This window comes from Ignavibacteriota bacterium (assembly GCA_019637995.1).
Lineage (GTDB): Bacteria > Bacteroidota > Ignavibacteria > Kapaibacteriales > UBA2268 > JANJTB01.
Genome location: JAHBUQ010000002.1, coordinates 1,242,386 through 1,257,255, shown reverse-complemented (window position 1 = coordinate 1,257,255; position 14,870 = coordinate 1,242,386). Strand labels below are relative to the sequence as shown.

10 protein-coding genes are annotated in these 14,870 nt (G+C 33.6%); 8 read left to right on the top strand and 2 right to left on the bottom strand.

Going from position 1 to position 14,870, the window contains the following annotated elements:
• Window positions 1-108: 108 nt before the first annotated feature.
• Window positions 109-3,732: a TraB/GumN family protein gene (locus KF896_11310; GenBank protein ID MBX3044296.1), complete on the bottom strand. Its 3,624-nt coding sequence runs from the start codon at window positions 3,730-3,732 to the stop codon at window positions 109-111.
• Between the two features lie 212 nt (window positions 3,733-3,944).
• On the opposite strand from KF896_11310, the gene KF896_11305 reads away from it, so the two are divergent.
• The 8 genes from KF896_11305 (at window position 3,945) to KF896_11270 (ending at window position 11,397) form a co-directional block, all read left to right on the top strand.
• Window positions 3,945-4,157 (top strand): hypothetical protein, encoded by a 213-nt coding sequence (locus KF896_11305; GenBank protein MBX3044295.1) that lies wholly within the window; start codon window positions 3,945-3,947, stop codon window positions 4,155-4,157.
• A gap of 61 nt (window positions 4,158-4,218) precedes the next feature.
• Window positions 4,219-4,650 (top strand): hypothetical protein, encoded by a 432-nt coding sequence (locus tag KF896_11300; protein MBX3044294.1) that lies wholly within the window; start codon window positions 4,219-4,221, stop codon window positions 4,648-4,650.
• 166 nt (window positions 4,651-4,816) lie between these two features.
• On the top strand, window positions 4,817-5,950 hold the full coding sequence (locus KF896_11295; GenBank protein MBX3044293.1) for an ATP-binding protein: 1,134 nt from the start codon (window positions 4,817-4,819) through the stop codon (window positions 5,948-5,950).
• A 134-nt stretch (window positions 5,951-6,084) separates the two neighbouring features.
• Window positions 6,085-6,282, top strand: a complete 198-nt coding sequence (locus tag KF896_11290; GenBank protein ID MBX3044292.1) for a hypothetical protein — start codon at window positions 6,085-6,087, stop codon at window positions 6,280-6,282.
• A gap of 45 nt (window positions 6,283-6,327) precedes the next feature.
• Window positions 6,328-6,606 carry a YcxB family protein gene (locus KF896_11285; protein MBX3044291.1) on the top strand — a complete coding sequence of 93 codons (279 nt, stop codon included), beginning with the start codon at window positions 6,328-6,330 and terminating at the stop codon, window positions 6,604-6,606.
• A 54-nt stretch (window positions 6,607-6,660) separates the two neighbouring features.
• Window positions 6,661-9,210: a leucine--tRNA ligase gene (gene leuS, locus KF896_11280; protein MBX3044290.1), complete on the top strand. Its 2,550-nt coding sequence runs from the start codon at window positions 6,661-6,663 to the stop codon at window positions 9,208-9,210.
• 4 nt (window positions 9,211-9,214) lie between these two features.
• A complete protein-coding gene (gene gmd, locus KF896_11275) occupies window positions 9,215-10,351 on the top strand; it encodes a GDP-mannose 4,6-dehydratase (protein ID MBX3044289.1) in 1,137 nt (378 codons plus the stop codon).
• The gene (locus KF896_11270; GenBank protein MBX3044288.1) at window positions 10,351-11,397 is read left to right on the top strand and encodes a GDP-L-fucose synthase; all 1,047 of its coding nucleotides are present in this window, start codon (window positions 10,351-10,353) and stop codon (window positions 11,395-11,397) included. Before gmd ends, KF896_11270 begins: the two co-directional genes overlap by 1 nt.
• A gap of 63 nt (window positions 11,398-11,460) precedes the next feature.
• Here KF896_11270 and ileS read toward each other — a convergent pair whose 3' ends face one another.
• Window positions 11,461-14,709, bottom strand: a complete 3,249-nt coding sequence (gene ileS / locus KF896_11265) for an isoleucine--tRNA ligase (GenBank protein MBX3044287.1) — start codon at window positions 14,707-14,709, stop codon at window positions 11,461-11,463.
• Window positions 14,710-14,870: the final 161 nt, after the last annotated feature.

Genomic DNA, 14,870 nt, shown 5'->3' with positions numbered 1-14,870 from the left:
AATAATTATTTCTAATGAATTACCCCATCGCAAGCAACGGGGTATCAAGTACAGATGGAATATTTTCTAAAAAGTCGAAGCAATCTTCGAGGAATTTACCCGAATTGATTAAAAATCATTCAAATCAAAACATTCTATGCCTTCAATTTCTTCACCATTGCGGACTTGGATAAACTTCTCAAATTCTCCTTTTTTAATAAAACCTTGTGAAGCACAAATCATATTATCTGGTATTTCAAGATTGTGTATGTCAATCTCCTTTGGATATGGACCAACGCAAATAGTAACTTTACTACTTTCATATTCAGCATCACCATCATCTGATATTGTTTCAAAGTCAATGACAGTAGTCAAAACATGAAAAAACATAAAGTATTCTTCTTTTTTATTATTCGAAACGGTATGTATAAATTTATCTTGAATTTGCAAATCTATCAATCCAAATGTCAAGTAAAAATTAAGCAATTGTGCTTCAGCAATAGATTCATAGTTGAGGTATTTTTGAGGCATTAGGTCTAGCTTACCAATTTTGTGTAATATTTTATAGCCACGACTTATGTATTGTCTAATTCCAAAAATTTTGTTGATTTCATAAATATTAGATGGATTATTTAAAGCATAATATAAAAATTTGTTTGAGTGATTACATTCGTAATGAGAAAAAATATAGTTTTCAATAAAATCTAATGATGCAGGGGATTTGCATAAGAAAATCAACATTTGGGCGTATTCATTAAATGATACTGCAATATCAATTTCATCTTCTAAGTCTTTGTCTATAAATGTTTTAAAGGATTTTATCAATAGGGGCTCATCTATTTGAATTTTGTCAGAATTCCTGATTTTATATAATACATCATAATTCAAAAAATGAGAAATCGGATTTTGTAATACCGGAATATTTAAAATTTCAGAGTAAACTGGATTTGATAATATTTCTTCAAGAGATATACTCTTAAAAATATCTTTAAAAATCCATTTAATAAAATTTCGTGTATCTGATGTTAAAACATAATCATCATAATACCATGGCAAAAAATAATTGGAATCATCCTTATATTCTTTGCTATTACGGATGATTTGTTCTAAAGTATATTTTCTGATTTCATTGTCTTCAATCAAACTTAGTGCTTTTAAAAATATAAAATTATAATCTAATTTATTAGAACCATTCAAATTTATTGACTTTTTAATCATTTCTGAATACTCAATTTTTGAGAGTTTTGTGCTGATTTGCTTTAATAAATAACTTAGAATATAGTTTTCAGAATCAGTTTTCGTTACTAAGTATTCAATACTTTCATAATAATTCTTATAATCATGTGTATGAATCAATGCATTGACAAATTCGTTAGAAAATTCTATCGGGTCTTCAATATTCTTATTTTTTATTGCATACTTCGTAGCATCCAGCAATTTATTTCTGAACAACTCCTGCTCTTCTTCCGGCTCAAAAGTAATTTCAAAAGAATCAAAAACATCATTAATGTAAGAGCTATCCAAGAATGCTTGATGAGTACGAACTTCAAGACTATGTGTAGCATTTTTATATGGATAAAATATTCCTTTCATAACAGCTTTAGATTTTGTTGATTTAACTTCAAATATATAGGAATTTTCAATCTTTTCAGAATAAGGTTCACAATAAATAAGTTCGTTAGGTCCAAATTGGTCTGTCAGATATCGGATTGAACTTTCTTTAAATTCTTCAGGAGTTTCGAAATAATAATCGGTCATTTCAGAAATTTTGAAGTGAAAAGAAAAACCAAGTATTGTATCTAGATAATCTTGTCTAATAAAATACTTAGAAAAACCCCATTGGACTTTCTCACTATTTCTATCATCTTCAATCAATGAATCTCTAACCATATTCTCCGGTAATTTGAACTTAGCAGTTTCTGTTTCAATTGTTGTCATTGGTGTATTATGATTAAGAGTGATTTTAAATGAACTGAAATACTCATCTCTGACATCTTTATTCAATTCATTTGGGCTATGAATGTGCAACATATAAAATCGGTTAAAAGCGAGTATCGTCTTGTAACAAACATTCATACTATCAACTTTATACTCAAAATTAAGACTTGAGAAACCTTTAAAATTATTAATTTCTGAATTAATAATAATATCTTGTTGCGGAATTTTTTTATTGTTTGTCACAAACTCAAAATTCTTATATAAGAAACTATCATCATTAAAAAAATGGTCTTCAGAAAATTTACTTGAGTTCAACATATAAAAACTCATATTTTGATAATCTTCTGACTTTAAATCAAAACTGGTATCCATTCTCTTGGGAATAATAATAGGACGATATTGCGGTTTACTTGGAAATTCTACCTGAAAGTCTTTAGATGGTGATGTATAAAGATATTTTTTAACTTCCGGCATTTTACCTATTTTGTAACTACTTAAAAACTTATCTGCATGCTTTAAATTCATGTTTAAAGTATCAGTTATTGCAGTTAATTTGAATATTTTCTTATCATGGTAAACTAAATGATACTTTTGGTGATACCTGTTCCTTTTTGCTTCACCGGCAAACTTTATCAATGAATCAGGAGTATAAATTTGATTAAGGGATGTATTCTCAGTATAATCAGCACGTAATTTTAAGTTAGCTTCATGAAAATATTTCAGAGGATTTGTACTTGAGAAGTCAGGAACATCATAAACCTCTACAAAATATAACATGTTTGTTGTAATATCCATAAAATTGCAACTAAAATTTGTATTTGATTTATTACCAATAAGATAAAGCTTGGGCAAAGCAATACTTATCCCAAATTCTTCAATATTGAAATCAGTCCATTCCATATCGTCGTAATTATTTACATAGCGGAACAAATCTGTGTATGTATCGCATTTGATAGGCACGACCAAATATCCTGACTGTCTGAGTTTATCAATCACTCCATCATTTCCAATTGCATTTCGTACAGGCAACTCTACGAAAACAGATTTATTACTTAAATATTTGACTATGAAATTAATAGTGCTATCTCTCATTTTATTAAATTCTTGGTAATCATGAGGTTTATATTCAATCACTGTCAAATTAAAAATCGAATCTAATCTATTTTTAGAATAAAGTTGTGTAAATAATTTTTCTTTAGATATTAATTTCTGCTCGTCTAAATTTTTAAGTATATCCTCAACTTTTTCATCATCAGTAAGACTATGAAAATACTCAATCCAGTAATTAATATCAAAAATACCGTCGAATTCTTTTTCCTCAAGTAAAGTCAAATTTTTCAAAGTAGTACTAATATCAGTTTTGTAATTAATATTTGTATCCTGATACTTATTTGATGACCTCAAACTTCTTAACAACCGAAATGATGAGCGCGAGCTAATAACTCTCATGAAATGCCCTCCTCGTGCTTCTACAGAATCTTCAATTTTCTTGAGTGTCTCGGGGGAAAAATGTTTTTCAAAATCAAACCAATCATAATGCCTTTTTTCAGGAATCATATTCCTGTCTTTATCAATGAAATTATGATTCTGTATAATCAAATCTGCCTTCTTAAAAGCTGATATAACAGAATCCTCCAGCATAAATGCTTTTTTATTGCTTGTATTATGCAGGACAAAAATGTAGGAGTCTTTGTTCAGACCATTTCCGCTGATACGCCAGAGTTTATGATTATACTCAGGTCCGGCAAAATATTCAGCATTTGCCGAAGTTACTACTATAAGCAGCAGAACTACAAGTCTAAGGGCTTTTTTCATAACTAACCATTAATTATTTTGCATTTTCAAATTCTTATTCTCTAAAATAATAATATTTTTTTGAAAGAACAAAAAACTTGAAAACATTTTTCGGAAACTGTCCGCAAAATGTCAGAATATTGTAAGAAAAAATTTAAAATATTTGTAAAAATTCGTATTAAAAATTTAACAATTAAATACTCGTTAATATAGGAAAATCTTGGATGTATAAAATGAATTTAAATTTAGCTCCGACATTAGAGAAAGATGAAATGACTTCAACTCATGACATAATTGATGAAATACAAATCGCAAATTATAAATCCGATAGTCAAGATGAAATTTTATGGCTAAATTCAATTTCAAACAACCCGGCATTCGATTTTCTCAAAGATGAAGATGAAGATATTTATACACCAAACGATGGCAAAGAACTCAATGCTTAAAAATTCTATCGTATTTGAAAATCTGTAATTTAGGAAGTAATTAAAATTTATTTTAATCAATATGAACTTGTTAAAAAAAGTAAATTTGAAGTTGAACGAAATTCTTGAAAATCCAAGAATCCAAAGAATTTTATATGTCATTGCATTATTAATCTGGATTTGGCTTTTTTTTGATATTTATGATTATAATTCAATGAGTTCAATAGGAATATCGTATTTCTGGTTAGTATTAATCCCATCTGTTCTACTAATAATTCAAATATTTTTTAATACATTTTGGGGCTGGGTAATAATATATTTGCTAATGACTTTCTTTGCAATTCTTTCCTTAGTTGAACCTTTTAAGTTTTATATTGATAACATTGGTACAGAAAAAAGAGTATCATTAGATGCTATGGATGCTTTAGTATTTTTGTTTTTTTATTCGATAGTTTTTATTGTGTTTTGGATTGTATCAAAAATAAAACCTAAAAAGATAAATTATACCAATTAGTATTATACCAAGTGGTATAATGCCATTTGGTATTATACAAATTATCAAATCTGTATAAATATGAACAAAATATATTCATATATATTATTAATTACCATAATATTTACAATAAAATTTATACTAAATAGTATAATACCAAGTGGTATAATACTAATTGGTATAAAATATGCTTGCTTCTCCTTTTATATTTGGTAAAACTGTCTCGGAAGATGCCTTCACAAATCGTGAAGACGAAATGCTGCGATTAAAGAATAATATGTTTTCCGGAATAAATACAATGATTATATCGCCTCGCAGATGGGGCAAATCCTCACTTGTAGAGCGGGTTTCCAATGAAATAATGCAACAGAATTCCAAAATAGCTGTTGTAAATATAGACTTATTTTCCTCAAATACCTTTCAGGATTTTCTGGAAGTCTTTGCAAAAAGTGTAATAAAAGCAAGTTCGAATAGAGCTGAAGACTGGATTAATGCCGGGAAAGATTTCTTCAAAAATGTAATTCCAAGATTAAGTTTCGGAGCCTCTCCACAATCTGATTTCAGTCTGTCATTTGATTTTAACAACAATGATTTTGATTATGATGAAATTCTTAATCTCGCAGAGGAAATTGCTGTGAGGAAAAAAATTAAATTTATCATAAACATAGATGAATTTCAAAATATCGCAGGGTATAAGGATTATGAAGATGCTGATAAAAAACTTCGCTCTATCTGGCAAAAGCAGAAGAATGTTACATATTGTCTTTATGGAAGCAGAAGACACCTGATGGAAGAAATTTTTACGGATAGTTCAAAACCTTTTTATAAATTTGGCGACATACTATTTTTACAGAAAATTAAGAGAGAAAAATGGATAGATTTCATAACTTCAAAGTTTGTTGAAACCAAGAAGGTTATTACTGTAGAATTTGCCGGTCAAATAGCTGATTTGATGCAGAATCATCCTTGGTATGTACAGCAAATATGTTATTTTATCTGGCATAAAACCCATAAAAGCGTTACCGAAGAGATAATAACAGACTCGCTCAATGAGGTTATAAACTCCAATTTACCATTATTCAAAAGAGAGATTGAGATATTAAGCAGAACTCAAATTAATCTTCTAAAAGCAGTTGCAGGCGAAGAAACCCAGTTCTCATCAGTTGATGTCATGAGAAGGTATCAACTCGGAACACCTGCAAATGCAATGAAAAATATAAAAATACTTTTAAAAAATGATTTATTGATAGATAATTACGGAAAACTGATTTTTTCTGACCCTGTATTTCTGTATTGGTTCAAAAGAGATTATTTGAATTGAATAATTTTCGTATTTTTGTAAGTTTGTAAAATGTATAAGTATGAATTTTATCTTGGTCTAAACCAATTGAAAAATTCGGTAACAAATAATAAACAATTATGGTTTAAAAATTATTAATAAATTTTGGGAATTCTATGAAATTGACTTACGAAGTTACTAAAGAAGACATTATAAACTTCAATGTTTATCATCATGAAAATTCTGAAACTGAGAGAAAAAGGAGATTAAGAGAAAAAGTTTTTTTTGTACTTTGGACATTACTGATATATTTTATTTTCAATTTTAATAATATCAGCTATGAATCTTTCGCAATGTTTATACCTGTATTTTAAATTGCTGCATTAATCATATATTTGACAAAAAAATATAGATTTTGGTTGATTAAACGTCAAGTTAATAGCTTACTAAATGAAGGTAATAACGAAGGTCTTATTGGTCAGCAAACTTTAGATATCATTGACAATTCTTTGACCATAATTAATCAGAAATTAACAACAGTTATAATAATCTCCAAATTGAACAAAGTTGTTGAAGATGACAGATATGTTTTTGTATATTCTACCTCAATTAATGCATTAATTATTCCAAAAACTTATTTGAGTGATGAAGATAAAGATGAATTGATTAAAATTATCAATGATAAGATAACTTCTTAATTTATTTTCGTATTTTTGTAAGTTTGTAAAATGTATAATTAAATTTAAAATCTTATGGCATACCCCTTTAAAGATATTGAAAATAAGTGGCAGCAGTATTGGGCTGAAAATAAAACTTTTAAAACCGGAACTGATTTTTCCAAGCCCAAATTCTATGTGCTTGATATGTTCCCATATCCGAGTGGTGCGGGGTTGCATATCGGACATCCTGAGGGATACACTGCAACTGATATTATTGCCCGTTTTTACAATATGAAAGGGTATAATGTACTGCATCCTATGGGTTTTGACGCATTCGGTCTGCCCACAGAGCGATACAGTATGACAACAGGTATTCATCCCGTTGATGCCACAAAAGATAATATCGAAAATTTTGTCCGTCAGCTTAATTCACTTGGGTTCAATTATGATTGGGATGTTATGGTTAATACCACAGACCCTAATTATTACAAATGGACGCAGTGGATGTTCACCCTGATTTATAATTCCTGGTATGACCACGATTTGCAGAAAGCACGCCCAATCAGCGAACTCCCGATACCTTCTCATATTACAGATGAAAAAGAAATTGAGGATTACCGAGATAGCCGTCGTCTTGCATTTATCTCTATGAAACCGGTGAACTGGTGCGAAGCATTAGGCACTGTTCTTGCAAATGAGGAAGTGGACGAGTGGAAAAGTAAGGGTTATTCTGTGGAGCGTCGCCCTATGCGTCAATGGATGTTACGCATTACAGAATACGCCGACAGATTATTAAACGACCTTGATTTGGTAGAGTGGCCCCAGTCCACACGCGATATGCAGATAAACTGGATTGGCAAAAGTGTAGGTGGTGAAATTGTATTCAAAACAGAATCAGGAAAGGAAATTACAGTATTTACCACACGTCCCGATACAGTTTTCGGTGCCACTTATCTTGTGCTTGCCCCTGAACACGCTCTTGTTGATGAATTAACAAGTGAGGATAATGCAGAATCAGTTAAGAATTATATAGAAAAGGCGTCTGCAAAAAGTGACCTCGAAAGGCAGGAATTGAATAAGGATAAGAGCGGATTATTCATTGGAAGTTATGCTATTAATCCCGCAACAGGTGAGAAAATTCCAATATGGATTGCAGATTATGTACTTGCTCACTACGGCACCGGTGCGATTATGGCTGTTCCCGGGCATGACGAACGTGACCACGAATTTGCTACAAAATTTAGCTTGCCGATTATTCAGGTGGTTGCACCTACTGAGGGTGAAATGATTGATATTCAGCAAGCTGCTTTCTGCGAAAAGAGTGGCGTTGGTATCAATTCCGAAAATAATGAATTATCTCTGAATGGTGTACCGTCACCTGAAGCAATTTTAAAAACAATTTCTTGGCTTGAGACTAAAGGAATCGGAAAAGCAAAGGTACAGTTCAAATTACGGGACTGGCTTTTCTCACGTCAGAGATACTGGGGTGAGCCGATGCCGATTATGTTTTTTGAAGATGGTACAAAACGCGCATTAGAAATTGATGAATTGCCTCTTGTTTTACCTGAAGTAACAGATTTTCAACCCGCCGGTACCGGAGAATCACCACTGGCAAAGGTTGATTCATGGGTGAATTTTATTGATAAAAAAACTGGAAAGAAAGCAGGTTACGAAACAAATACAATGCCTCAATGGGCCGGCTCTTGCTGGTATTATTTGAGATATTTTGACAATGCTAATGACGAGATTTTCAGTGATTTAGAAAAGCAAAAATACTGGATGGACCCTGCCGGAGTTGATCTTTATGTTGGTGGTTCTGAGCATGCTGTGTTGCATTTGCTTTATGCAAGATTCTGGCACAAAGTTCTGTTTGATTACGGCTATGTTTCAACTAAAGAGCCGTTCAAAAAGCTGTTCCATCAGGGATTGATTTTAGGAGAAGATGGTGAAAAAATGTCAAAATCACGCGGCAATGTTGTCAATCCGGATATAGTAGTAAATGAATACGGAGCAGATTCTCTTCGCCTTTATGAAATGTTCTTAGGTCCTCTTGAAGCTACAAAACCATGGCAAACAAAAAATATAGTTGGTGTGTTTAATTTCCTTAATCGTGCTTGGAGATTAATTGCCACTGAAGATGGAAAACTTTCTCCAAATGTTCAGGATATTGAACTTACGTCAGAACAGGAATTTGTTATGCACTCCACTATTAAAAAAGTGAGTGAGGATATTCCGGCACTGAGTTTCAATACTTCAATTGCACAAATGATGATATTTGTTAATGAATTCAACAAATATGACATTAAGCCAAAAATTGCTATGGAATCGCTTGTGTTATGCCTTGCACCATTTGCTCCTCATATTGCTGAGGAATTATGGGCAGTTTTAGGGCATAAAGAAAGCATTTATTTTGCAAAATTCCCTGAATATGATGAGTCAAAAACCATTAAGAATGAAATCGAACTTGTCGTTCAGGTTTCGAGCAAGATTCGTGCAAAATTGCAGGTAACTCTTGACTTGGCACAGGAAGATGTTGAAAAATTAGCACTTGCCGACTCGCTTGTACAAAAACATCTTGAAGGCAAACAAATTCGTAAAGTAATTTTTGTTAAGAATAAATTGATAAATTTTATAGCAGGTTAATGGTATGAAAACAGCACTCATCACGGGAATTACAGGGCAGGACGGCTCATATATGGCTGAACTTCTGCTTTCGAAAGGATACAAAGTTCATGGAATTATCCGAAGAGCAAGTACTTTTAATACTCAAAGAATTGACCATATTTATGCTGACAGGCACAAAAACCCTGATTTGTACCTGCACTACGGAGATATGACTGATTCAGGTGCTATCAGTGATGTTATTCACAAAATTCAACCTGATGAAATTTACAATTTTGCAGCCCAAAGTCATGTACGTGTATCATTTGATTTACCTGAATACACAGGAGATGTAACAGGACTTGCTACTGTTCGTATGCTCGATGCAATCAAGAGGATGGATAAACCCGTGAAATTTTTTCAGGCATCCACTTCAGAACTATACGGAGGTGCTGTTCCACCCCAAAACGAAAAAACCGGATTCATACCGAGAAGTCCTTATGCATCGGCAAAATTATTTAGCTACTGGACAACAGTGAACTACCGTGAGGCATATAACATTCATGCAACTAACGGGATTACTTTCAATCATGAAAGTCCCCGCCGTGGCGAAACATTCGTTACACGCAAGATTACACGAAGTATATCGAGAATTTTGTCGGGGCTTGACTCTACTATTTACCTCGGTTATCTTGATGCATACCGCGACTGGGGCTATGCACCTGAATATATGTCAATTATTTATGATTTAATGCAGCTTGATAAACCGGTGGATGTCGTAATAGGTACAGGTGTAAGTTATACAGTTCGCAATTTCCTTGATGCTGCTTTTAATTATTGTGGAGTAAAAATTTTATGGAAGGGCAGTGGTGATAATGAAAAATCAATTGTTGAAAGTTTCGACAGCCACTGGAATGATGTCCTGAAAATTGGGCAGGAAGTTGTTAAAATTGACCCGAGATATTATCGTCCGACCGAAGTTGAGCATCTTCGTGCTGATATTACTAATATGAAAGAACTTATTGGTAGAGAGCCGAAAGTAAAATTTAATGAATTAATCAAAATTATGATGGATAGCGATATGTTAAAGCATGGACTAACTCCACCGGGAGAAGGTTTTGCTATCCATAAAGAACTAAATTTCGACTGGAGTGCAAATTTACAAATATCCGGATTAGATTAATGAATTTGGAATCAAAAATTTATGTTGCCGGTCATAATGGAATGGTCGGCTCTGCGATTGTGCGAAAGCTTGAGTCGCTTGGTTATTCAAACATTATAAAATTTTCTTTCGATGAATTAGATTTAAGACGTCAATCTGATGTTGAAAATATGTTTGAGATGGAAAATCCTGAATATGTTTTCCTTGCTGCAGCTAAGGTTGGCGGAATATTGGCTAACAACACATACAAAGCGGAATTTATTTATGATAATCTTGCTATAGCAATGAATATTATTCATGCATCGTATAAATATGGTGTAAAAAAATTGATAAATCTTGGTTCATCATGCATTTATCCTAAATTTGCTCCCCAACCAATGAAAGAGGAATACCTGCTAACCGGAGAACTTGAACCGACTAATGATGCTTATGCAATTGCAAAAATTACAGCTCTGAAACTATGCAATTTTTATCATCAGCAATACGGTTGCGAATTTATTACAATTATGCCGCCCAATTTATACGGTTTTGGCGATAATTACAATCTTGAAACTTCCCATGTACTGCCTGCTTTAATTCGGAAATTCCGATTGGCGAAACTTCTTTCTGACAACAATTATGATGCAATCAGAGATGATTTTTCAAATCATAAAATCGGCTTCGGACATGATAAGCAGAATTATTCCGATGCAGATATAATTGAAATATTAAAAAATGTTGGTGTTACTTCAGAAAAAGTTTCACTCTGGGGTTCAGGTGAAATACGCCGTGAGTTTGAGCATGCTGATGACATTGCAAAAGCTGCAATAGAAGTTGCACAGAAAATATCCGTAAAAGATATTGGTGATTTTCTTAATGTTGGCAGTGGCTCTGATATATCAATTTCTGAACTTGCTGAAATAATAAAATCTCTTTCAGGATTCAACGGTGAAATTGAATTTAATTCCCGGGGGCTTTCCGGCACTCCTGTCAAACTATTAGACAGTAGCCGTGCTTTTGTTCTCGGCATCAAACCTGAAATTACTTTGGAAGAAGGCATAAGAAAACTTTTTGAAGGCTGGAATTAAATGTTATGCAATCAATCCCAAATCCCACCGGCTCTCTCAGCCGGCGGGATTAGAGATAAAGAGTTACATCTTTATTAATGCGATTGTTACTGTTTCTTCAATTAATTCAACTTCGTGAGCATTTTCTGGACTTTCACAAAATTCAAGTGAATCAGCTAAAGTTTCATTTTTGATGTAATCAGTCATAAGTTCGATTGAACTTGAAATTTTTTCGCCTGCAACGTATTGAATCTTAATTCGATCAGTAACCTCAAAACCTGAATCTTTTCTAAGGTTTTGAATACGGTTGACAAACTCCCGTGCAATACCTTCATTGATTAAGCCGTCATCAAGCGATGTATCGAGTGCAACTGTGATACCGTTTTCAGTTGCTACGAGCCATCCTTCGATGTCCTCACTCTGAATTTCAATATCCTCAAATGATATTTCCAAATCGTTTCCATCAATAGTGGTAGTCAGAACACCGGCTTTTTCGATAGATTTAATCATTTCATTTGTCATTGACTTGATGAAATTAGCCACGCCCTGAGTAGATTTGCCGTATTTTTTGCCAATAATCTTGAAATTCGGTTTTGCTACTTTGCGAACTATGTCAGAATCATTATCAGTAATAAACTCAATTGCTTTTACATTAATTTCTTCAATTATAATATCCTCAACCTGCTGAATATCTCTTCTTTCAGTAGGATTATTTACCGGAACCAAAATTCTGCGAAGCGGCTGACGAACTTTAAGATTTGCTTTTTCTCTCAAGCTGCGTGCAAGTGAAGTAATCTTCTGAGCGGCATCCATACGTCGCTCAAGTTCAGTATCAATGAGTGATTCATCAGCAACCGGCATATCGGTAAGATGAATTGAAAGAGCATCATTATCATTTCTCAATCTCTGATATAAATCTTCACTTATGAACGGTGCCTGAGGCGCCATCAGCTGAAGAACTTTTACAAGAACCTCGCGAAGTGTCTGGTATGCAGCAATTTTCTCGTCATCTTTTTCACCTTTCCAGAAGCGGCGGCGATTTCTTCGGATATACCAGTTTGAAAGCTCGTAAATTGCAAAATCCTGGACTGCACGCGGAGCTTTTGTCATTTCGTAATCTTCCATTAAATTGCGGTATTCTTTCACAAGTGTATTCACTCTTGAAATAATCCAGCGGTCAATTTCAGGACGCTCCGATACCGGAATTTCCGGCTCATTTCCGGTAAATCCGTCAATATTTGCATATAAAGCAAAGAATGCATAAGTATTTGTAAGTGAGCGTAAAAAGTCTGAAATCACAGTTCGTGCAATATCTTCCTGATTAAATTTTGTTGTTTTCCAAGGTGGATTGTTCACAAAAAGATACCAGCGAACCGCATCAGCTCCGTATTTTTCCATTAGTTCAAACGGGTCAATTGTATTGCCCAGACGTTTGGACATTTTCACGCCATTTTTGTCAAGAATAAGCTCATTGACGACGATATTTTTGTAAGCCGGTTTGTCAAATAATGCCACAGCAATATTATGCAAAGTATAGAACCAACCGCGTGTCTGGTCAATACCTTCAGCTATGAAATCGCCCGGAAATATTTTATCGAATAATTCTTTATTTTCAAAGGGATAATGCAATTGTGCAAAAGGCATAGCACCAGAATCGAACCAAACGTCAATTACTTCGTGAACACGCTTGTAGCTATTGCCGTTTTTCTCAAAAATTACATTATCAACAAATGGTCTGTGAAGGTCAACCTCAATTCCGCAATTTTTAACAGGTACTTTTCTGCCATCTTCAAAGACATAAATACCTTGCGATAATTCCTCAATCGAACCAATTGCGAAATAATCCGATTTATCATTTTCATTTACCCAAATCGGTAGTGGTGTGCCCCAGAATCTATCACGCGAGAGTGACCATTCTTTAACTTCCTCAAGCCAGTTGCCAAACCTTCCGGCGCCGATTTCAGCGGGCTGCCAATTGATCTCTTTATTGCGGTCAATCATATTCTGCTTGTATTCAGGAGATTTGATAAACCATGATTCACGCGCATAATACATAATCGGATTACCTGTTCTCCAGCAATGCGGATAGCTGTGCAAATAATCATTTGTTGAGCGGTAAATTTTATCAGCATATTTAAGAGCTACGACAATATCCTTATCGCTACCTTCTTCTGTATGGTCTTTATAAGTGAAAGTTTTAATAGCGCGACCTGCAAATTCACCCATATCATCTGTAAAATGACCATTAGGAGTTACCGGCTGGGCAAATGGAATCTTGTATTTTCGTGACATCTGATAATCGTCTTCACCAAAAGCGGGTGCCAAGTGAACAATACCAGAACCATCTTCAGTAGAAACAAAATCACCCGGAAGCACACTCAAAGCGTCGGGAAATTGCTCAAAATCAATTTTATAATATGAGAAAATCTGCTCATATCTTGTACCGATTAATTCTGAACCTTTGAACTCATTTAATATTTCATATTCGCCATCAAGGGCTGATAATCTGGCTTTGGCAAGAACTAATTCGTCAATCAGAACATCTTCTTTTTGCTTACGTGTATTGCGGACATGAACATAATCAATATCTACTCCTGCAGCGAGAGCTACGTTTGCGAGCAGCGTCCATGGAGTTGTTGTCCAAACCAATAGCCGCGCATTTTCAATTGCTTTAATCGGGCTTGAAGTGATTTTTAATTTTATGTAGCAATTCGGGTCTCGGACATCCTTATAACCCAAAGATAATTCGTGTGAGCTTAGAGGTGTTTCGATTGTCGGCGACTGCGGAACGACTTTAAAGCCACGATAAATCAAGCCCTTATCGAAATAAGTTTTTAATGCCCACCAAACTGACTCGATATAATTATTTGTACAGGTAATGTATGCATCTTTTAGGTCAACCCAGTAACCCATACGCTCAGTCAGGTAGCCCCAGCCCTGATCTTTTTCAATATTAGAATAAACAAATTCCTTACATGCAGCATTAAATTTTTCAATGCCGTATTTTTCAATATCTGATTTATCTTTAAGCCCAAGACGTTTTTCAAGTTCTATTTCTACCGGAAGACCGTGTGTATCCCATCCTGCTTGTCTGCGAACAAAATAGCCGTTCATTGTTTTGTAGCGGCAGATAGTATCTTTAATTGTACGAGCCATAACATGATGCACGCCGGGATTACCGTTCACAGTAGGAGGACCTTCATAAAAACTGTAATATTGTGAATCTTTTCTCTGCTCTAAAGATTTTTCAAAAATACCATTTTCTTTCCAAAATTTTAAAATTTCATGTTCTATTTCGGGATAAGACAATTTATCCGGTAGTGGCTTAAACATAAATTAATTTCCGCAAATTGTAAATATTAAGACTATAAAAATACGAAAAAAATAGCAAAAAATTGGAAAGCATACAAAAATAGTTGAATTGGGTGGGTGATGGAATAAATATAATATTGAATTTATATTGTCTCAATGATATCATATGATGAATACTATGA

Bases quoted from the DNA above. Each gene is read 5' to 3' on its own strand.
- KF896_11310 (MBX3044296.1), bottom strand. From the start codon at position 3,732: ATGAAAAAAGCCCTTAGACTTGTAGTTCTGCTGCTTATAGTAGTAACT.
- KF896_11305 (MBX3044295.1), top strand. From the start codon at position 3,945: ATGAATTTAAATTTAGCTCCGACATTAGAGAAAGATGAAATGACTTCA.
- KF896_11300 (MBX3044294.1), top strand. From the start codon at position 4,219: ATGAACTTGTTAAAAAAAGTAAATTTGAAGTTGAACGAAATTCTTGAA.
- KF896_11295 (MBX3044293.1), top strand. From the start codon at position 4,817: ATGCTTGCTTCTCCTTTTATATTTGGTAAAACTGTCTCGGAAGATGCC.
- KF896_11290 (MBX3044292.1), top strand. From the start codon at position 6,085: ATGAAATTGACTTACGAAGTTACTAAAGAAGACATTATAAACTTCAAT.
- leuS (MBX3044290.1), top strand. From the start codon at position 6,661: ATGGCATACCCCTTTAAAGATATTGAAAATAAGTGGCAGCAGTATTGG.
- gmd (MBX3044289.1), top strand. From the start codon at position 9,215: ATGAAAACAGCACTCATCACGGGAATTACAGGGCAGGACGGCTCATAT.
- KF896_11270 (MBX3044288.1), top strand. From the start codon at position 10,351: ATGAATTTGGAATCAAAAATTTATGTTGCCGGTCATAATGGAATGGTC.
- ileS (MBX3044287.1), bottom strand. From the start codon at position 14,709: ATGTTTAAGCCACTACCGGATAAATTGTCTTATCCCGAAATAGAACAT.